Consider the following 19,614-nt stretch of genomic DNA (forward strand, 5'->3'; position numbering starts at 1 on the left):
CACGCGTGGCAGGGTATGCACTATATGCGCGATATACGCGAATACGCTACAAACGCTACTTCTTTTCGTGATACGATTTTTCGGTATTAACAGACCAAACGTTATCTTTAGACTTCTTACCACTATTGATGTTTTGTACAGCTTCAATAGCAGTTGCCATTGAGTGATCCTGGTTATTGTAGCGGTGCTGGCCATTTCTGCCAACGCAATACAAGTTGCCAAAACCGTCTAAGTACTTAACAAGTTCAGGCATTTGAGCGTAAGTGTCAAAGTAAGCAGGGTAGGCCTTTGGAACGCGTTCGCGATGAGCATCTAAAACGTCGTCTTCGCTGTCAATAACTTGCATGCGAATCAACTCGTCAATGGCGTTTTTGCGAGCTTCTTCGTCGCTCATATTCCAAAAATCGTCGCCTTCGCTGCAGAAGTATTCAAGGCCAATCCAAACAGTATTATCAACGTCTTTAACAAGGTATGGGCTCCAGTTGTTAAAGATTTGCAAACGTCCAACCTTGTAACCAGGGTCTTGAACGTAAATCCAGCAATCTGGCACAATAGGAGGGTTGCCAAGCGTTGGAATGTCGGTAGTGTTGCGCAAACGCATGCGCTTAACAAGCAAGCCAACAGTTACAAAATCGCGGTAAGGCAAGCCAGACGCAACTTTTTGCAAGTCTTGTGGAACTTCTGCATTTGCATCGCCATTCGCGCCTTGCTCAATAGAAGCAACCAAATCTTTAATTGGCATAGACGAAATAAACTGATCTGCACGAAGCTCACTGCGCTCGCCATTTTGATTTTCAACAACAACACTGCAAATCTTGCCATCCGCTTGCTTTATGGCAACAACTTTAGATCCTGTTAAAACAGTAGCGCCATTTTCGCGGCAACGGCGTTCAACAGTCTCCCAAAGCTGACCTGGACCAAGCTTAGGGTACCAAAATTCCTCAATTAAAGAAGTCTCAACTTCTTTCTGACTTGCCTTATTCTTAGACATAAGCTTAGAAATAGCGTTCTTCAAAACTTCAACAATGCTCAAACCTTTAACGCGCTGAGCACCCCAATCGGCAGAAATCTGGCTTGGATGCCTTCCCCAAAGCTTCTCGGTATAGCCCTCAAAGAACATGGAATACAGCTTTTTGCCAAAGCGATTAATGTAGAAGTTTTCGAGGTTTGTTTCTGGCAACTTGTGAATCATGGACCAAAGGTAGCTAAAACCAACCTTCATTGTTAGCGTAAAGCCCATAGATCGCAAGGTGGACGCAGAAAGAGAAATAGGGTAGTCGAAGAAATGATGATTCCAGAAGATTCTAGAAACACGATGACGCTTAAGCATAACTTCATCTTCGACTTCTGGGTCTGGGCCTCCAGCCTCTAAATCGTGATGCCTGCCAAGCTTCTTATCGTCGTAAGAAGGAGCGCCCTGAAGAGGCAGCATATCTCGCCACCATTGCATAATGCGATCGTCTTTAGAGAAGAATCGGTGTCCGCCAATATCCATGCGATTTCCGTTGTATTTTACGGTGCGAGAAATGCCACCAAACTCGCTGGTTGCCTCAAGAACAGTCACATCGTAGCGGCTAGAGCCGCCATCTTTTACAAGCTCCCAAGCTGCCGTCAACCCTGCCGGACCGCCACCAATAATCACTACAGATTGTTTCTGGGATTGTGTATCAGCCAATTTTCCTCCATAACTAAAAACCGCTTTATAAAGTCAAAAACGCAAAATTGCAAGCACGTATTTATACTAAAATCTAAATATAAGCTTTACTATTATACTCTTATCACGCGATAGATTCTGGAATATCAATATCTGTTTTTTGTACTTCTTCCACATTTACGTCTTTAAACGTAACAATACGAACGTTTTTCACAAACCGCGAAGGTCTGTAAACATCCCACACCCAAGCGTCTGTTAATTGCACGTCAAAGTACACGTCTTGACCTGCGGAGCGCACGTTAAAATCAACCTTATTTGCCAAGTAAAATCGGCGCTCTGTTTCTACAACGTACGTAAAAAGCTTAATAACGTCACGATATTCCTTGTATAACGCAAGTTCGGCGTCTGTTTCGTAATTGTCGAGGTCTTCGGCGCTCATTGCTTCCCTTCCGTTGGCGTGATTTGCGTATTTGATGTAGCTTTATTCGCTGCGTCGTCTTCTTGAGCACGCTTGCGGCCTCGTCCTATAATACGCCACCATGCGCGCTTAGAGGAATTATCCGTGTGATTAACGCTATGCTCGGCCTTATCGGCCGCTAACGACTTGCGCGAATCGTCATTTTTAACTGGGATTGCAATCGAATGTTCGTGCGCGCTTAAAGCTTCGCAAACGCCAGGATTATCTTCAATAACGTGTAGTCCAAAAGCGTCTAGCGAACGAATCGCATCGTACTCGTCTACAAGAGTATCCATTACAACAAAATCTTGATATTTTTGGCTTTGAGAATCCCAAAGTGCATCGCGAGCAGTTCCCGTCTTCATAAATCCAAGCGACTGGTACACGGAAAGCGAGCGTGTGTTTGTTGCAGGAACGCCAACCCAAATCCTGTGTAAAGCAAGCCCCACCTCGCTTGGTGCAAAACCGTAAGTCATAACTCTAGGCATTGCATCCCTAGAATACCCACGACCCCTATAGTCGCGTCCTAGAATCACTTGAATCCTAGCGGATTTAGACCAACCATCAATGTCAATTAAAAATATCATTCCAATAATATTGCCATTGATGTTTTCGGAGTCATCAATAAAATCTGGCACAATTGACCATGCGATTGTTGGGCGCGATTGAGCGTCGCCAGAGGCGGCATTCTGATTAGATTTTGCCTCATTGATTCCAGCCGAAGACCATTGCACAGAACGATTTACCCACGCATGAACCATAGCGCGCTCCGATTGCGAATCTTTGCCTGTTATAACGGCTGCTCCATCAAAAGCGTGCAATGCATCCATTTGCGCCAAATCTTCGATTGTTGCTGGCCTAAGACGCGCCATTTCGCCGCGGATTGGTGGAATCGTAATATTTTCTGGCAACTCGCGGTGGCTTGTAGAATCAGCATTGAATCCTTGCATATTCACCTTTTTCGTACAATCGACTTACGTGTTACAAAGCTTACAAAAAGCACTACAAAAGCAGTAAAAATAGCGTTATAAAATCGCACTTTTTGCACCCTATACAATGCTATAAAATACAAAGTTAAAACGCAAAGTATAAAGCGCAAAAAGTGCAAAGTAAAAGCTAATCTAAACTAGCCTTTGATTTTTGCCATTACAATCTTAGTAACGGCCTTAGCGTCTGCCTGACCCTTAGTTGCACGCATAACGGCGCCAATAATCGCGCCCATAGGCTTCATATTTCCAGACTTAAGCTTTTCGGCAACCTCTGGGTCTGCTGCAAGAGCAGCATCAACAGCGGCTTCCAAAGCGCCATCGTCGTTCATAACCTTAAATCCGTGCTTCTTAACAACTTCATCAGGCTTACCCTCGCCAGACAAAACGCATGCAACAGTTTGCTTAGCAAGCTTATCGTTAAGATTGCCGTCTGCAATGAGCTTTTCAACTTGCGCAACGTCTTGCGGAGTAATAGGCAATTCTTCCAAAGTTACACCACGAGTGTTTGCTTCGCGAGCAAGCTCACCAAGCCACCACTTTTTAGCACCAGCAGCACTTGCACCAGCCTTAACGGTTTCTTCAACCAAATCAAGAGCATCCGCGTTAAGAATATCGCGCATTTCAAGATCGCTAATACCCCATTCGCTTTGCAAGCGGTTGCGGCGCTCGCGAGGCATTTCTGGCATCTCTGCCTTCATGCGCTCAATATGCTCTTTAGTAATGTGAAGCATAACCAAATCTGGATCTGGGAAGTAGCGATAATCGTCGGCGTCAGACTTTACGCGGCCGCCAGCAGTAGTCTGAGTTGCCTCATCCCAGTGACGTGTCTCTTGCAAAATCTCGCCACCTTCGCTCAAAATAGCAGCCTGACGACGAATCTCGTATTGCAGCGTCTTTTCAATTCCGCGGAATGTGTTCACATTCTTAGTTTCAGAACGCGTGCCGAACGGATCGGTTGGCTTTCTGCGAAGCGAAACGTTTACGTCTGCGCGCATATTGCCCTGCTCCATGCGAGCGTGGGAGATGTTGAGAGCGCGAACAATATCGCGAATAGCGCGCATGTATGCGCCTGCGATTTCTGGAGCGCGGCTGCCAGCACCTTCGATTGGCTTAGTTACAATCTCGATCAAAGGCACGCCTGCGCGATTGTAGTCAACCAGAGAATGATTTGCGCCTTCGATTCGTCCATCTGCGCCGCCAACGTGAGTGTTCTTGCCAGCGTCATCCTCAATGTGAGCGCGCTCAATCGGAACGCGGAACACAGTGCCATCTTCCAGCTCAACATCCAAGTAGCCGTTGCCATTAGTAGGCTTATCGTACTGGGAAATCTGGTAATCGCGAGGCATATCTGGGTAGAAGTAGTTTTTACGAGCGAACTGGCTCCACTCGGCAATCTCGCAATGCAACGCTAAGCCAAGCTTAATCGCGTAATCAACTGCAGTCTTGTTTACAACTGGCAAAGAGCCTGGCAAACCAAGGCTTACAGGTGTTAGCTGAGTGTTTGGTTCGCCGCCAAAAGATACTTCCGCTGGGCAGAACAGCTTTGTGCGCGTGCTAAGCTCAACGTGAGTTTCCAAGCCGAAAACTGGGTCAAATTGCTCCACAGCATCGGCGTATTTCATAAGTTTTTCAGCCATGAGAATCCTTCTTACTTAAGCTTTATTTCACTTTACTTAGCCAATGAATCGAGCCAACCAGCTTTAAGCGACTTCCAGATTGGGCCGCTCCACTTTTCTTCGAGCGCTGCTTCCAACGCTGCTGCAGGCTTGTACATCTTTTCATCATGGCATTGCGGAGCAATAATCTGAATGCCAACAGGCAAGCCATCATCGCTCAAGCCAGCTGGGAGGCTCAAAGCTGGAACGCCAGCCATGTTTGCAGGAATCGTAGCAATATCGTTCATGTACATGGAGAGTGGATCGTTCATCTTCTCGCCAAACTTGAATGCCGTTGTAGGGCTTGTTGGGGAGACTAGAACATCTACCTTATTAAACGCTTCTTCAAAATCGCGAATAATAAGCGTACGAACCTTTTGTGCAGAGCCATACCAAGCGTCGTAGTAGCCAGCGGAAAGTGCGTAGGTGCCGAGAATAATACGGCGCTTTACTTCGTCACCAAAGCCAGCTTCGCGAGTTGCGGCCATCATGTTTGCAGCAGTTTGAGGCTTATCTGCTGGTGGCATTACGCGCAAACCGTAGCGCATACCGTCGTAGCGAGCCAAGTTGGAGCTAACTTCGGAAGGCATAATAATGTAGTATGCGGCCAGCGAGTAAGGGAAGTGAGGGCAGGAGACTTCTGTTACTTCTGCGCCCATATCTTTAAGCAATTGCACAGCCTCATTAAAGCGTGCTTCAACGCCTGGCTGGAAGCCTTCGCCGCTAAGCTCTTTAACAAGACCAACCTTTACGCCCTTCAAATCACGGCGAGCACCCTCGCGCGCAGCCTGAGCCATTGGAGGAACAGGAGCAGGAATCGAAGTTGAATCGCGCTTATCGTTGCCGCCAATGATTTCCTGCAAAAGTGCAGAGTCAAGAACGGTGCGAGAAACAGGGCCAATCTGGTCTAGCGAGCTTGCCATGGCGATTGCGCCAAAACGGCTAACACCGCCGTAAGTTGGCTTTGCGCCGACTGTACCAGTTAAAGCGCCTGGCTGACGAATGGAACCACCAGTATCTGTACCCAAAGCAATAGGGGCTTCGAATGCAGCAACAGCAGCTGCAGAACCGCCGCCAGAACCGCCAGGAACGCGCTCGGTATCCCAAGGATTGCAAGTAGTTTGGTAGGCAGAATGCTCGGTAGAAGAACCTTGAGCAAACTCATCCAAATTAGTCTTGCCAAGAATTGGCATGCCAGCTGCCTTGAGCTTTTCAATAACAGTAGCGTCGTAAGGTGGAACCCAGCCTTCAAGAATCTTAGAGGCTGCAGTAGTAGGAATGCCCTTAGTAACAATCATGTCTTTAATGGCAATTGGAACGCCTGCAAGCTCAGGTAAGCCTTCAGCTTCGCCATTAGCATTCTTTTTATCAAAGGCATCTGCTTGTTCAAGTGCAACATCTGCAGAAACATGCAAGAATGCTTTGATTTCTGGCTCGGCTGCTTCGATTACTGCCAAGTGAGCTTCAACAAGCTCGCGGCTAGAAACTTCTTTAGCTTTTACAGCTTTTGCCATATCGGCAGCAGAAAGCTTTACTAAATCTTGAGTATTAGTCATGTTTATTCCTCCCCCAAAATTCGAGGTGCTACAAACATGCCAGACTCACTTCTAGGAGCGCCAGAAAGCGCTTCTTCTTGAGTCAATGGCGTAGCAGGCTCGTCTGGGCGCAAATACGCTTCAAGAGGTACTGGATTTGCAGTAGGTGGCACATCTTCGCCAGCAACTTCCTGCACTTTGTTAATGGATTCTGCAATGACGTTTAATTCGCCTTGCAAGCGACTGATTTCTTCGTCGCTAAGCGCAATCTGGGATAGAACGCCCAGATGCTCAATTTCTTCGCGTGTGAATGTTGGCATAACCTCAACTATATGTGTGATGCGTGACCTTTGCTATAGCAAAAATTATGCAAAAAGGGCTTTATCTTGTAGTCAGTTACGAGATAAAGCCCTTATTATTTTTGCAAAATATTATTTGCAGAATATTTTAATATTTTAGATATCGCGATGCTTTTCCACAACGTGGCCAATTGCATACATGATTACGCCCCAAGCGAGAACCACCAAGCCTGATTGCCACCATGTGAAAATATATGCGTTTGGTGGAAGCTGTGCACCCGAATTAGGGGAGCCGCCCAAGAATTTATCCACTGCTGTGGCTGGCAAAAGCTGTATAAGTATTGAATTCCACTTCGCGAAATTGCTTGCAAACATAATAATGCTAAGAACACTAGGCAAAATCATCACGGCTCCAATAACGCACATAATTCCGCCAGCAGTTGACTTGCAAATCATGCCAAAGCCGTACGCCATTGCTGCTACAACAACCATAATTGCAGGAGAGCCAAGGAACAGCGTAAGAGGCAATTTCCACGCGTTACTTCCAGATAATCCAGAAGTGCTGTCTCCTATAAAAGCTAATTCTGCAGCGCCTAGCGAAACTGCCATTGCAATAAGTTGCACTACAAAAACGTAGATTACAACTGCAACAAATTTAGCAGTAAAGAACATGCCCCTTCTAGGTACAGCTGTAAGAGAAGCCTGAATCGAAGTTGTAGAATGCTCAGCGGTTACAGCAAGCACTGCAAAAATCGCTAGAACAATCAAAGATACAGAAGCAAAACTAATAACTAAGTGGAAAATGCTATCTTGAGATGCAATAAGGCTACTTTTATTGCTCGGCCCAACAGTAATTGCAGCGCTTGATTTGCCTTGATTTGCTCCATTCTTAATGTCAACTTTAGACATTGCTTTTTGCACAATCGCTATAATAAAGCTAAAGATTACTGGCAAAACAATTGTTAATGCCATGCACCACCATGTTGACGCAAGCCCGCGCAACTTAACAATCTCGGATTTAAGCGTGTGCATAAATGTTAGGCGCAAGTGTTGAGCGTTCATGCTGCGGCCTGTTTTGTACGCGTTGGATTGGTGTGCGTTGAACTCAGAAGATTGCACTTGTTGATTTGCTACTTGCTCACTCATTTTGCACTCCCATCATTATTAGATTGCTCTACGTTTTGCTCACTCGGCTTTTGTTCACTCGGCTTCGAGCCGCTGCTAGGAACAGCCTTCGTTACATACTGCTCTTGACCGTGTGTAAGAGCCAAATATGCTTCCTCAAGTGACGCGTGCTCGTAATTAAGCTGATATACCAAAATTTGATTATCCGCAATTTCTCGCGCAATTTGACTTAGTTCGCAATCTGTTATTCTAAAAAGTTCGCCTTCTTGAACGTCTTGAGGTGTGCGATTATCTGGCAAAATCTTGCACTCAGGATGATTTTGAGCAAGCACTTGCTTTAGCTTTTCGCCTTCTGGAGTTACAAGTCGCACAGCGTGCTGCGAATGTGCGTCAACAAAATCCTGCACTGTTGTGCGCTTCAAAATTTCGCCATGCGCAATAATCACAAGGTTATCTGCAGTAAGCGCAACTTCGCTCATTAAGTGCGAGCTAAGTAGTATTGCGCGGCCTTCGCTTGCGTAATACTTGCATAATTCACGGACCCACTTAACGCCTTCTGGATCTAAGCCGTTAATTGGCTCGTCCAAAATAAGATTGTGTGGATCTGCTAAAAGAGCCGCCGCAATGGAAAGACGCTGGCTCATACCAAGCGAGAAGGACCCTGCTTTGCGGGTTTTAACACTTGATAATCCAGTAATATCAATCACTTCGTCAACGCGCTTTTTTGATATTCCATGAGTTAAAGCCAATGAATACAGGTGATTGTAAGCCGTACGGCCCCTGTGAGCAGACTTTGCGTCAAGAACTGCTCCAACTTCCGTCATTGGAGAGGCAATTTTTGCGTAAGGTTTGCCGTCAATAAGAGAAGTGCCACTATTGGCATGAATAAGATTTAACGCACAACGCATGGTGGTAGATTTACCAGCGCCGTTAGGTCCTAAAAAGCCTGTGACTTTACCGTCTTCGGCAATAAAAGAAACGTCGTTAAGCGCTGTTTTTTCGCCAAAACGCTTTGTGATATGTTGAAATTCTAACATAAATTAACAATATCACAAATAAAAAAAATACACTTAAAATGTAAGTGTTTATGAGTACAAGCTATTGCATTTTGATTAATATTTGTTGAGATTTTTCTGTTGAGATTTTAATTAAGATTCAGCAATTTGGTGCTGCATGCTGCGCAATCCACGCGTGCATGGAAACAGCCGCAGCAGCTCCTGCGTTTAGCGAGCGAACAGAGCCGAATTGCGAAATGTAAACAACGTCATCCGCCATTTCTAGCGCTTTTTTAGAAAGACCTGGACCTTCTGCGCCAAAAAGCATAAGGCAACGTTTAGGGAACTTGTAGTTTTCCATAGCAACAGCGCCTGGAATAATATCGAGCGCTATAACGCGCGCGTTTTTAGCGTCTTGTTCCTTGATATTTGCGATTTTTTCGGCTTCTTTATTGCCATCTGCTTGTGCTTTAAGCAAAAGTTGATGCGCTTCTTCTGCTTCTTTAAGCATATCTTCGCGCCAATTAGTCACTAGAGTTTCAATCGTAGGGCAACACTCAACGTATTGGTATAGCTCAGTCATTAACGAGCCTTTACGATTCCATTTATGAGGCCCTACAATATACACTTTTTTCGCTGTAAATGCGTTTGCAGTGCGAACCATAGAGCCTATGTTGAAATCGTGAGTCCAATTTTCTACAGCTACTTCAAACTCGTGACGGCCTTTAGAATCGAGATCCGCTTTTATGGCTTCTACTTTCCAGTATCGGTAGCGGTCTAGTACGTTACGCTGGTCGCCTTCGTCTAGTAATTCAGTGCTAAACCGCGCATCGTAATTTGGCGATTCTGGATTATCTGGACGAGGCTCACCTGGATGTTCTTCTTCCCATGGGCCAACTCCTATAGGTCGGAATTCTGGCTCATCGGAAGCTTTTGCAGCCAAAGTAATTGGATTCGGTTCGTGCATGTGTGAGTTTTGCTCCGTTTAATACTTTTGCTTAGTATTGGCAGCTAGTATTTGCAATTAGTCTTGGCAGCCGTCTGTTGCGCAATCTCCTGTGCAACCTGACTTGCAGTGACCTCCGCAGCAGTTGTCTTCGCAGCATGGCTCAGTGCAACCGTCATGAGCGCAATCTCCCGTGCACTCTACTTTGCAATGGCCGCCGCAGCAATTGTCTTCACAGCAAGGCTCCGTGCAACCATCGTTAGCACAATCTCCCGTGCATTTAACCTCGCAATGACCGCCACAGCAGTTGTCGTTGCAGCAATCTTCGTGATCTGCATCTGCACGTAATTCTTCTTCACCGAAAGCTTGAACAAATGCCATTTTAGTACTCTCCTCACTTATTGGATTTACTAATTGAAGATGCCTCGTGCCTTGTTCGTCGGCGTCAACACCACCAATTAATGCAACTATAGCAAGAATTTGCGCGCCTTGCTGATTAACAATGCTAAAATCAAGACTTAATTCATTGCCGTGTCGTAAAGTCACAAGCGAAGAAGTTTGAACATACGATTTTTCAGAAAGCCAAGAATCAAGCAACAATACTCGCTTGCCTTTAACTGACGGACCTTTTGTTGCAGGAAAAACAAAATCCATAACAAAGCCGTCAAGCGCAATTCCTTTACGTTCTGCAGCATGAATAAGCGCAAAAACCATTGGCACTGCAGCAGCAGTTAACGCACCAACAGCGTCAACATCGCGCTCTAACGAATACCCAGCTTTCTCAATTGCATCAAAAAGAACATCACCAACTAGCTTAGAGCCGCGCTGAGCAAATGTAACAGAAAACAGTTCGCTAAATGGTTTCGCACTCATATCTGCACAAAGCATGCGTTTAAGTTCCGCGCGTTCCTCTTGTAATTCTGTCATTTTTGCACTCCTTAGCGTTTAGAGTTCTTCAATTTTTTATGCTTTAATGTTTTTACGCTTAATGATCTTCTACTGATACTTCTGGAGCGCTCAGCTCTTTAACATCAGCTTTATCGGAATCTATAAGATCTATTGAAGCAATAACTTTACTTTGGTCTAACTTCTGAAGTTTACGCGCTGTTACCAACACTCTAGACTCAAGCGAAGAAGCAAACTTATTGTAAGCTGCGACTGTTCTTGCCAAAGATATGCCAAGCTTTGAAGCATTTTCTCCAAGAACAGCAAAGCGATCGTACAATTCTCGAGATAAATCGAAAAGTTCTTTTGCGTCATCTGTAAGACTTTGCTGCTGCCATGCGTATGCAACAGACTTAAGCACGGCCCACAAAGTAACTGGGGAAGTGAGGGCTACTTTTTGCGCAAAAGCATCATCCATAAGTGTTGGATCCGCCTCAAGGGCCGCCTGAAGCAATGCTTCGTTTGGAATAAATGCAACTACAAAGTCTGGTGCTGTTTCAAAAGCCTGCCAATATGCTTTAGCTCCTAATGCTCTAACGTGCTCTCGCAAAGCCTTAGCGTGCGCTTTTAGAAGCTCACTTCTTCTAGCTAATTCTTCGTCGCTTGCGTTATCTGGGATTTCGCAAGCGCGCTGATAATCCGCATATGGAACTTTTGCATCAACTGGAATTGTTTTGCCTCCTGGCAGATGCACAACCATATCTGGCCTCTGCTGTTCGCCATTTACTCCCGTTACAACAACTTGCGTATCAAAATCAACATGCTCAAGCAAACCTGCAGATTCCACAATATTCTTTAGTTGAGCCTCGCCCCAAGCTCCGCGAACCTTATTATTTCGCAATGCTGCAGAAAGCGAACTTGTTTCGCGGTCAAGCCTTGCTTGCTGATCGCTTAAGCCTTTAAGCTGAGTGTTCAGTGCACCCATTTCTTGCTTACGCCCTTCTTCAATCTGCGAAACTTTATTCTTCAAAGCTTCGAGATTGTCTTTTACTGGAGCAAGCGCTTCCAAGACTTTGCCTTGCTCTTTCAAAGTTTTCTCACGATTTAACCGTTCGCGTTCTTCTCGCTCTGTGCGCAATTGCTCTTCGCGATTCACTCGCAATTGCTCTGCTTGCTGCGCTTTAGCAAGTTCTGCTTCAACAAACTTTAATCGCTCAGCAAGCTGCTCTGCTTGCGTGCGATATCGTATAGCCTGATTGCCATTTTCTTGCGATTGAGCGCGCGCTTGTTCATACTGAGAGCGCAATTCGTTAAATTCGCGCTGGTTTACGCCATTAGCGCCTTGCGTTCCATAGTTGTGCTTAACAATAGCCAGCACAACAATGGCGGTTATTACAACAGCAACCACCATTAAAACAAACATCACAATATTATCGAACATACGTTCTATTAAACACTATTGGTTTGACTTTTAAAACATAATTAAACACGCGCATTATTGCATAGAAAAATAAGTGTTATGCAACAAAATAGCGCGCTGTCTACTGGAAAATAATCCAATAAACAGCACGCTTTGTTTTATTTGACTACATTATTTGACTACATTAAATAGTGCATATATTACGCAATCTTGAGAGTTACATGGTCGCTAGTATTCTCACAATCCGCAACTACGCGAGCGCCATCATGCACCTTGCCAGAAAGCAACAATCGCGCAAGTTGATCGCCAATTTCCGTTTGAACCAATCTACGCAACGGACGAGCACCGTAAACTGGATCATAGCCATGCTCCGCAAGCCAAGCGCGAGCAGAATCGCTCACATCCAAGCTAATACGGCGATCACTCAAGCGTGCAGCCACTTGACGAACTTGAATATCCACAATTCCACCAAGCTCTTCGCGAGTAAGCGGATGGAACATAACAAGCTCATCCAAACGGTTGATGAACTCTGGCTTAAACTCAGCGTGAACAGCGTTCATAACAGCCTTGCGTTTAGCAGCATCGTCCAAGCCCTCTTGCACAAGGAATTGCGAACCCAAGTTTGATGTCATAATCAAAATCGTATTCGTAAAATCAACCGTTCTACCCTGACCGTCAGTCAAACGACCATCATCCAAAACCTGCAACAAAACGTCGAATACTTCTGGATGTGCCTTCTCAACTTCGTCAAAAAGCACTACAGAATACGGGCGGCGTCGCACGGCTTCAGTAAGCTGACCTCCTTCCTCATAGCCAATGTAGCCAGGAGCAGCACCGATTAGACGCGAAACGGAAGCCTTTTCCATGTACTCGCTCATATCAATGCGAACCATTGCACGCTCGTCGTCAAACAAAAAGTCAGCAAGAGCCTTTGCAAGCTCCGTCTTACCAACGCCAGTAGGACCCAAGAATAGGAACGAACCAGTTGGGCGATTCGGGTCTGCAATTCCAGCGCGGCTTCTGCGCACAGCATCCGCTATAGCCTGAATTGCTTCGCTTTGACCAACAACGCGCTTAGAAAGCTCCTTTTCCATGTTGAGCAGCTTCTCATTTTCGCCTTGCATCAAGCGGCCAACAGGAATGCCCGTCCATTCGCTAACGACTCCAGCAATAGAATCAGCATCAACCTGGTCTGGAACCATCGGCTCTTTCGCTTCACTCTTAGCATTAGCAGCCTGCGATTCCGCTTCTTCCAAAGCTTTTTGAATGCTTGGAATTTCGCCATACAAAATACGGCTTGCTTGCTCCAAGTTGCCTTCACGCGTGAATTTGTCGGCTTCTACGCGCTTAGCATCGAGTTGCGCTCGCAAATCACCAACCTTGTTGTGACCAGCCTTTTCCGCATCCCAACGCGCTTTCAAACCAGTAAGCTTTTCGCGTGAGTTAGCTAATTCTTCCTGCAACTTTTCTAAGCGTTCGCGTGCAGCAGCATCTTCCGCCTTCTTTAATTGCATTTCTTCCATTTCAAGACGCGTAACTTTGCGCTGCAATTCGTCGATTTCTTCTGGCTGAGAATCAAGCTCCATACGCAAGTGAGCTGCCGCTTCATCCACCAAATCAATCGCTTTATCTGGAAGTTGTCTACCAGTAATATAGCGGTTTGAAAGCGTTGCTGCGGCTACGATTGCATCGTCACTAATCGTCACCTTGTGGTGCGCTTCGTAACGTTGCTTAAGTCCACGCAAAATCGTCACCGTGTCTTCAACAGACGGCTCGCCAACAAACACTTGCTGGAATCTGCGCTCAAGCGCCGAATCCTTTTCAATATGCTCGCGATACTCGTTAAGCGTAGTTGCACCAACCAAGCGCAGCTCACCGCGCGCAAGCATTGGCTTAAGCATATTGCCAGCATCCATTGAACCTTCTGCAGATCCTGCGCCAACAACAGTGTGAATTTCGTCAATAAACGTAATAATTTGACCGTCTGATTGCTGAATTTCCTTCAACACTGCCTTTAAGCGTTCCTCAAACTCGCCGCGATACTTCGAACCTGCAACCATCGAAGCCAAATCGAGACTGATAAGACGCTTGTTTTGCAAAGTTGTAGGCACATCTCCTGCAACAATTCGCTGAGCCAATCCTTCTACAACTGCTGTTTTACCAACGCCAGGCTCGCCAATTAGCACAGGATTGTTCTTTGTGCGGCGAGAAAGAATCTGAATCACGCGACGAATCTCCTGGTCGCGCCCAATTACTGGGTCGAGCTTTCCTTCGCGAGCGCGCGCAGTCATATCAACCGAATATTTTTCAAGCGCTTTGTAGTTGCCTTCCGCGTCTGGGCTGGTAACTTTCGCACCTCCGCGCACAGTTGGCACAGCCTTGCGCAACGCATCTGCAGAAACATTGTGCTTTTTGAAAATATCTGCAACAGCATTCGGCGCGCTTGCAACTATGCCAATAAGCATATGCTCTGTAGAAACGTATTCGTCTGCCATTGTGCGCATTTCTTTTTCTGCCTGGCTTAAGGCAGCCAAAAGCTGACGGCTTGCATCTGGCTTAGTTGTAGTTGAGCCAGTAGATGAAGGCAATGCCACTAATGCGTTGCGAATTTCGGCTCCGATTTGTTGCGCGTCCGCCCCTGCCTGAGCAATAAGCGCGCGCACTACACCTTGCTCTTGGCGAAGTAAGGCATCTGCCAAATGTAACGTATCTACTTGCGCATTGCCAGCCGCCGCCGCGCTTTGTACGGCATCGCTTAATGCATCTTGCGCTAAGGTTGTAAACTTTTGTTCCATATTTACCCCCATTTGCACCGCTATCTAGCGGATTTTAGGTGATTTGCGTGCAATTTTTGCAATTACACTCAAACCACATTCTGTCAATTTCTAAAACTTGAGTCTACTACACTCAAGTTTTGTTTTCAAGATGTTTGTGGCGTTTCCTTAAATCTTCGGTTGCTTGCGACTTTTCCGCAGCAAAGTCATCAATCGCAAAGTCGTCAGTCAAGTATCAAAAATAAATAAGTATCAAAAATAAATAAGTATCAAATATGTCGTAATCTTAAAAATATGAGAATTGCACGTTTTTCCTATAATGAAGTTCCTCAATACGCTTTCGTTCAAAAAGACGAAGCAGACGGCAAGGATTATTTAGTAGCTCTAGAAGGCCATCCACTAAGCCCTCAAGGAGTTAAACCAACAGGTAAGCGCTACGAGTTAGACGCCGACGGCGTGCGTCTGCTTGCGCCAGTGATTCCTTCAAAAGTCTACGGATTGGCAAAAAACTACGATACGCGTTCTGCCGAAGAGCGCGCATCTTCTGCTGCGGCCGCGTCGCATACGGCTGCAGACATGGTGATTTTTACAAAGCCGAGCACATCTGTAATAGGACCTGACGATCCAATTGTTATTCCTGCTTTTTCAAACGATATGAATTTTGAGCCAGAAGTGGCTGTTGTTATGGGCAAAATCGCCAAAAATGTGTCGGCAGATGCTGCAATGGACTACGTTTTTGGCTTTACATGTGTAAACGACGTGACTTTGCGCGATTGCGCAGGTAGCGACCCAATGTTTACGCGCGCAAAGGGCTTCGACACTTCTTGCCCACTTGGTCCATGGATTACAACCGAGCTAAATTGGCGCGATTCCCATATATCCTTTACGCTTAATGGCAAAGATGTGCCAGAGGCGAGCGGCACTACAGCACGATTGATTCATAGCATTCCACAGCAAATCGCTGCAATTTCAAGCTTCTCAACGCTTCTTCCAGGAGATGTTATTTTGACTGGAACGCCGTATCCTGCAGGAACTTTGCACGCTGGCGACGAAGCGATTGTGCATGTAGATGGCATTGGTTCGCTTCGCAATGTGATTATGCATGCGTAACAGCAATAAAAGTAAAAGATAAAAATCAGAAGCTAGACGAAACTTAATACTACACAAATGCACGTGGACCAAAGATTGCCGAACCGATTCGAATCATAGTAGATCCTTCGGCAATCGCCCACGCAAAATCGCCAGACATTCCCATCGAAAGCTCTAATTTTGCAGAGTTTCCATCATAATCTTGCGCAAGTTGCTCACTTACACAATCTCTGATTTCTCGCAATGCAGCGAAACCGCTTCTAACTATTTTTTCATCATTCACGCGCGCTCCAAGCGTCATAAATCCGCACAAATTAAGCGATGGCAAACTAGATATAGCGAGCGCTTCGTCAATTGCGCGTTCTGGCGCGCACCCCGATTTTGTAACTTCTCCCGAAACGTTCACTTCCAACATAACGTCTGTGCAAAGTCCCAAATTTTGCGCGCGCGTAGATATTTTTTGCGCAAGTTCAATGCCATCAACTGATTGAATACCATTTGCAAGTGGCAAAACTTTGTTTATTTTATTGCTTTGCAATTGGCCGATTAAGTAGAGCGGAATTTCGCTATTGATACTGCCATTTACACCAACGCTTAAATTCTCGCGAGCAGCTTCCTTGCGTAAAATCTCGGCTTTTGCAACAATTTCTTGCGGACGATTTTCCCCAATTACGCGCACTCCAGCTTTAAGCGCCGCCATAATCTCGCCAACATCTCGCGTTTTAGTTGCAGCAAGCAGCGTAACCGACTCAGGTTTGCGCCCATAATGCGATTCGGCTTGAGCAATGGCGTCTTGCACGCTGTGCACACCGTCGGCAATTTGACGCGCGCGAACACAATCGACCTCAGTATTCGCCAAATCTTTTTGCGTCATGTATGCCATTTATTGCCCCAATCTAATCTTATAAAAAATAGTCACACTAATTGAGGAATTTTATCACTATATTTACGACGTGCAGCTTCTGCAGTAACTCCAAGTGCGCGACCTATCTTATTCCAAGACTGACCATTTTTGCGGCTTTTGTACACAGCGTTATTTATCTCTTTTTCAATTGCGTGACGGCGATAATTCAATCTGCTCAATTCACGAGATGGATCCCAACGAGAATCCAAAGTTGGATCTCCTGGATTTGGTTCCGATTTTGCTTCCATTTCTTTTGAGATAATCTCACCATATTCCGCAAGATCTTTTTGCTCTTCTTTACTCAATTCACTAAATTTCATTTCAACCCTTCCTTTTCCAAATATCCTTTTCTTGCTTTCATCGCGTGAACTATAAGTTCTTGCGGAAATCCTCGTCTTCTTGCTGTGCCAATCTCGTACCAAACAGCGCCAGAAACTCCTGGTCCCACATACATTATTGTTGGTGGATTTCTATCATAATTGACATCCACAGGGCCTCTTGATTCTCGATACGCATGAAGTATGTCGTTTTCTGAAACTCCATGCTTCAAAGCTGATGGCAAAATAATTGGCTCTTCATATTGATTCATGCATACAACATTACATGCCAATATATGTTGCCGTCAAATATTGGCAAATAATATTGTAGTGGTATGCATTAGTCAAGGAAGGGCACGGATTTGTCTGCTAAGTTTGCGCGAACAGAATTCCACGGCGTTTCGTCGATTTCAAACAACGCAAGTGCATCTGCTGTGCTCATGTCTACTGGGCGAGTTTGACCAGGATTCCTGTATCCCAAAAGATACATGCAATAGCCAATCATGCGCTCGGCGCTCCAGCCAGATTCTCGAAGCGCGCCAACGTCTAGCGAGTGCTTACTTTTTGCGAGTCGCTCGCCTTGAGCGTTATCAATCAGTGGCAAATGCGCAAATTTTGGCTGCACATAATGCACGCCATGAGTCGCAAAAAATCCCGATTTTTCCAGCAGTTCGCCAATCCAAATCTGAAGCGCAGCAGAACGAAGCAAATCGCGGCCGCGCACAATATCATTTACTCCGCTTAAAACATCGTCAACAACAACAGCAAGCTGATAAGAAAAAACGCCATCCGCGCGGCGAATCACCATGTCTCCCAAATCGCGATTAATGTTAAACGATTGCTCCCCAAAAATCGCGTCTTCAAAACTCACATTCGCTTGCGGCGAATCAGCCGAGGGAACAGCAAGTCGTAAAGAATGTTGCTGATGATTTTGCAAACGCTTTTCGATTTGTGCCAGGCCTTCCGCAGTTTTGCGCAGATTTCTGCACGTACCTGGGTAGCGTATAAAACCGTCGCCTTCTTGCGGAGCTGCAATCGCTCGAATATCGGAACGCGAGCAAAAACATGGGTAAATCAACGAATTTCCGTCGCCGTCTTGCAGAGATTCCAGAGATTCCAGAGCTTCTTGGTAGATTGCATTGCGATTATGTTGATAAATCGGCTCGCAAACCCAATCAAGACCAGCCCAACGCAAGTCGTCAATAATTTGCGCGCTTGCATCTTTTGGCATTCTAGCAATGTCCAGATCTTCCAGGCGCAAAATCATGCTTCCACCTTGCGACTTTGCGGAAAGCCAAGCCGCAAGCATAGCAACCATGTTTCCAATATGCATACGCCCAGAAGGAGTGGGTGCGAATCTACCAATTACGCTCATTTATTATGCTCTAAAATTGTGCTTATAAAATTACGCTAATAATTTATGCTAATTTACGATAAGTCTAATTTAAGATAAATCTAATTTACGCAAATAGCGACTTAAACATAAGCACGCCCAAAATTGCGCCAGCAGTAGGAGCTACGACTGGAATCCACGCTTCGCACCAGCGAGAAGAACCCTTGTGTGGAATTGGTAAAATGGCGTGAAGCAAACGCGGCATAATGTCTCGAGCAGGATTCAAAGCAGGACCAGTAGGGCCGCCCATAGAAGTCACCAATCCCCAAACAACAAAGCCAACTACAATTGAAGCGCCTGCCAAATTCTTCTCTCCCCAAGGAGAAGTAAGGCAGCAAAGAGCTGCCAAAACAAGCACGAGCGTGCCAAAGAATTCATTTAGGAAGTAGTTAAGCTTGTTATTGTAAGCATCCGTAGTGCAGAACGTGCCAAGAATCGCCTCTGGCTCTTCTGTCTCGTTGTAATGTGGCAAATAAGTTACGTACACAATAAGTTGACCAACCAACGCGCCCAAAAGCTGAGCCACAATATAAGGTGCAACATTTTGCCAAGGGAACATGCCATTTACAGCTTGCGCAATTGTCATAGCAGGATTTATGTGTGCGCCAGAAATTCCGCCAAACATGAGCACTGGGAACATAACGCCAAAACCGTAGCCCATAGCAATGTTTAACCAGCCTGCGTGATGACCTTTAGTGTTTTTAAGTTCAACATTGGCAACAGCTCCATTGCCAAAAATCATAAGAATGGCAGTTCCAATAAACTCGGCTGCCAACATTACTGTAAATGAATGTTGCATGGTCCTTCGATCCTTCTTAATTGTTTTGCTGCTACCTAATAAATCATTTTCAAAGAAGCTAAGAAAATGAATTTCAACAATATTGTTTCAGCAATTGTTCTTTGATAGTTTCCCCTAAGAGCCAGACAGTGTGAGGAGCATGGTGCGGGGAGTAGCTAACCAGCGCTCGCCAGTACTTAAAATTCCCGAGCATCAAAAGAGGCTCACCACCTTGGCGAGCCTCTTGTTTACAAAAACAATCTTGCGGATTCATCTGCACAACATCCTCGTTGCAACGGTAAAAGTCTTAAGTATCCGTCCAACGTAATTGGAATCTAACATCCATACATTTTTGTGGGTTACCGCTCTTTTAATTTGTTCTTGTGATTATTATTATCA

At 45.5% G+C, this 19,614-nt stretch carries 18 protein-coding genes; 1 reads left to right on the forward strand and 17 read right to left on the reverse strand.

Translation table 11 applies throughout. From position 1 onward, the window contains the following. Window positions 1–55: 55 nt before the first annotated feature. From D0T20_RS00715 to clpB, 12 genes are all read right to left on the reverse strand, one after another. Entirely contained in the window at window positions 56–1,675 is a 1,620-nt protein-coding gene (locus tag D0T20_RS00715) for an NAD(P)/FAD-dependent oxidoreductase (protein WP_116438127.1), read from the reverse strand. 103 nt (window positions 1,676–1,778) lie between these two features. Next, complete coding sequence (locus D0T20_RS00720) at window positions 1,779–2,093, reverse strand: DUF2469 domain-containing protein (RefSeq protein WP_004105898.1); 315 nt, start codon at window positions 2,091–2,093, stop codon at window positions 1,779–1,781. Beyond that, the gene (locus D0T20_RS00725) at window positions 2,090–3,061 is read right to left on the reverse strand and encodes a GNAT family N-acetyltransferase (protein ID WP_116438128.1); all 972 of its coding nucleotides are present in this window, start codon (window positions 3,059–3,061) and stop codon (window positions 2,090–2,092) included. The genes D0T20_RS00720 and D0T20_RS00725 overlap by 4 nt, the downstream gene beginning before the upstream one ends. 176 nt (window positions 3,062–3,237) lie before the next feature. After that, window positions 3,238–4,737: an Asp-tRNA(Asn)/Glu-tRNA(Gln) amidotransferase subunit GatB gene (gene gatB, locus D0T20_RS00730; protein WP_116285403.1), complete on the reverse strand. Its 1,500-nt coding sequence runs from the start codon at window positions 4,735–4,737 to the stop codon at window positions 3,238–3,240. Window positions 4,738–4,769: 32 nt separating this feature from the next. Then, window positions 4,770–6,311, reverse strand: a complete 1,542-nt coding sequence (gatA, locus tag D0T20_RS00735; RefSeq protein ID WP_101889503.1) for an Asp-tRNA(Asn)/Glu-tRNA(Gln) amidotransferase subunit GatA — start codon at window positions 6,309–6,311, stop codon at window positions 4,770–4,772. Window positions 6,312–6,313: 2 nt separating this feature from the next. After that, window positions 6,314–6,610 (reverse strand): Asp-tRNA(Asn)/Glu-tRNA(Gln) amidotransferase subunit GatC, encoded by a 297-nt coding sequence (gene gatC, locus D0T20_RS00740; RefSeq protein WP_004114131.1) that lies wholly within the window; start codon window positions 6,608–6,610, stop codon window positions 6,314–6,316. 135 nt (window positions 6,611–6,745) lie between these two features. Beyond that, entirely contained in the window at window positions 6,746–7,735 is a 990-nt protein-coding gene (locus tag D0T20_RS00745; RefSeq protein WP_016810207.1) for an ABC transporter permease subunit, read from the reverse strand. Then, window positions 7,732–8,751, reverse strand: a complete 1,020-nt coding sequence (locus tag D0T20_RS00750) for an ATP-binding cassette domain-containing protein (RefSeq protein ID WP_016810206.1) — start codon at window positions 8,749–8,751, stop codon at window positions 7,732–7,734. The genes D0T20_RS00745 and D0T20_RS00750 overlap by 4 nt, the downstream gene beginning before the upstream one ends. 118 nt (window positions 8,752–8,869) lie before the next feature. Then, entirely contained in the window at window positions 8,870–9,676 is an 807-nt protein-coding gene (locus D0T20_RS00755) for a TrmH family RNA methyltransferase (protein WP_116438129.1), read from the reverse strand. Between the two features lie 57 nt (window positions 9,677–9,733). Beyond that, window positions 9,734–10,582 (reverse strand): type I phosphoribosyltransferase, encoded by an 849-nt coding sequence (locus D0T20_RS00760; protein WP_116438130.1) that lies wholly within the window; start codon window positions 10,580–10,582, stop codon window positions 9,734–9,736. A 58-nt stretch (window positions 10,583–10,640) separates the two neighbouring features. Continuing rightward, complete coding sequence (locus D0T20_RS00765; protein WP_116438131.1) at window positions 10,641–11,981, reverse strand: DNA recombination protein RmuC; 1,341 nt, start codon at window positions 11,979–11,981, stop codon at window positions 10,641–10,643. Between the two features lie 179 nt (window positions 11,982–12,160). Beyond that, window positions 12,161–14,755 carry an ATP-dependent chaperone ClpB gene (gene clpB, locus D0T20_RS00770; protein WP_162861487.1) on the reverse strand — a complete coding sequence of 865 codons (2,595 nt, stop codon included), beginning with the start codon at window positions 14,753–14,755 and terminating at the stop codon, window positions 12,161–12,163. A gap of 273 nt (window positions 14,756–15,028) precedes the next feature. Between clpB and D0T20_RS00775 the strand changes: the two genes are divergently transcribed. Further along, the gene (locus D0T20_RS00775) at window positions 15,029–15,844 is read left to right on the forward strand and encodes a fumarylacetoacetate hydrolase family protein (RefSeq protein WP_116438132.1); all 816 of its coding nucleotides are present in this window, start codon (window positions 15,029–15,031) and stop codon (window positions 15,842–15,844) included. Between the two features lie 49 nt (window positions 15,845–15,893). On the opposite strand, the gene D0T20_RS00780 is transcribed toward D0T20_RS00775, so the two are convergent. The 5 genes from D0T20_RS00780 to D0T20_RS00800 all read right to left on the reverse strand — a co-directional run bounded on the left by D0T20_RS00780 (window position 15,894) and on the right by D0T20_RS00800 (window position 19,236). Then, a complete protein-coding gene (locus tag D0T20_RS00780) occupies window positions 15,894–16,706 on the reverse strand; it encodes a YggS family pyridoxal phosphate-dependent enzyme (protein WP_116438133.1) in 813 nt (270 codons plus the stop codon). Between the two features lie 32 nt (window positions 16,707–16,738). Next, window positions 16,739–17,047 carry a hypothetical protein gene (locus tag D0T20_RS00785; RefSeq protein WP_016636118.1) on the reverse strand — a complete coding sequence of 103 codons (309 nt, stop codon included), beginning with the start codon at window positions 17,045–17,047 and terminating at the stop codon, window positions 16,739–16,741. Then, window positions 17,044–17,316, reverse strand: coding sequence for a hypothetical protein (locus D0T20_RS00790; protein WP_020757345.1), 273 nt, complete (start codon window positions 17,314–17,316; stop codon window positions 17,044–17,046). The genes D0T20_RS00785 and D0T20_RS00790 overlap by 4 nt, the downstream gene beginning before the upstream one ends. 68 nt (window positions 17,317–17,384) lie before the next feature. After that, the gene (locus D0T20_RS00795; protein ID WP_116438134.1) at window positions 17,385–18,419 is read right to left on the reverse strand and encodes a glutamyl-Q tRNA(Asp) synthetase; all 1,035 of its coding nucleotides are present in this window, start codon (window positions 18,417–18,419) and stop codon (window positions 17,385–17,387) included. Window positions 18,420–18,504: 85 nt separating this feature from the next. Next, complete coding sequence (locus D0T20_RS00800; protein ID WP_016795912.1) at window positions 18,505–19,236, reverse strand: MIP/aquaporin family protein; 732 nt, start codon at window positions 19,234–19,236, stop codon at window positions 18,505–18,507. Window positions 19,237–19,614 lie beyond the last annotated feature (378 nt).

The organism is Gardnerella piotii (assembly GCF_003397585.1).
GTDB lineage: Bacteria > Actinomycetota > Actinomycetes > Actinomycetales > Bifidobacteriaceae > Bifidobacterium > Bifidobacterium piotii.

Coding starts and splice junctions, on each gene's coding strand:
- D0T20_RS00755 (WP_116438129.1), bottom strand. CDS start 9,676: ATGCACGAACCGAATCCAATTACTTTGGCTGCAAAAGCTTCCGATGAG.
- D0T20_RS00785 (WP_016636118.1), bottom strand. CDS start 17,047: ATGAAATTTAGTGAATTGAGTAAAGAAGAGCAAAAAGATCTTGCGGAA.
- D0T20_RS00745 (WP_016810207.1), bottom strand. CDS start 7,735: ATGAGTGAGCAAGTAGCAAATCAACAAGTGCAATCTTCTGAGTTCAAC.
- gatC (WP_004114131.1), bottom strand. CDS start 6,610: ATGCCAACATTCACACGCGAAGAAATTGAGCATCTGGGCGTTCTATCC.
- gatA (WP_101889503.1), bottom strand. CDS start 6,311: ATGACTAATACTCAAGATTTAGTAAAGCTTTCTGCTGCCGATATGGCA.
- clpB (WP_162861487.1), bottom strand. CDS start 14,755: ATGGAACAAAAGTTTACAACCTTAGCGCAAGATGCATTAAGCGATGCC.
- D0T20_RS00800 (WP_016795912.1), bottom strand. CDS start 19,236: ATGCAACATTCATTTACAGTAATGTTGGCAGCCGAGTTTATTGGAACT.
- D0T20_RS00775 (WP_116438132.1), top strand. CDS start 15,029: ATGAGAATTGCACGTTTTTCCTATAATGAAGTTCCTCAATACGCTTTC.
- D0T20_RS00720 (WP_004105898.1), bottom strand. CDS start 2,093: ATGAGCGCCGAAGACCTCGACAATTACGAAACAGACGCCGAACTTGCG.
- D0T20_RS00750 (WP_016810206.1), bottom strand. CDS start 8,751: ATGTTAGAATTTCAACATATCACAAAGCGTTTTGGCGAAAAAACAGCG.
- gatB (WP_116285403.1), bottom strand. CDS start 4,737: ATGGCTGAAAAACTTATGAAATACGCCGATGCTGTGGAGCAATTTGAC.
- D0T20_RS00790 (WP_020757345.1), bottom strand. CDS start 17,316: ATGAATCAATATGAAGAGCCAATTATTTTGCCATCAGCTTTGAAGCAT.
- D0T20_RS00760 (WP_116438130.1), bottom strand. CDS start 10,582: ATGACAGAATTACAAGAGGAACGCGCGGAACTTAAACGCATGCTTTGT.
- D0T20_RS00725 (WP_116438128.1), bottom strand. CDS start 3,061: ATGCAAGGATTCAATGCTGATTCTACAAGCCACCGCGAGTTGCCAGAA.
- D0T20_RS00765 (WP_116438131.1), bottom strand. CDS start 11,981: ATGTTCGATAATATTGTGATGTTTGTTTTAATGGTGGTTGCTGTTGTA.
- D0T20_RS00795 (WP_116438134.1), bottom strand. CDS start 18,419: ATGAGCGTAATTGGTAGATTCGCACCCACTCCTTCTGGGCGTATGCAT.
- D0T20_RS00780 (WP_116438133.1), bottom strand. CDS start 16,706: ATGGCATACATGACGCAAAAAGATTTGGCGAATACTGAGGTCGATTGT.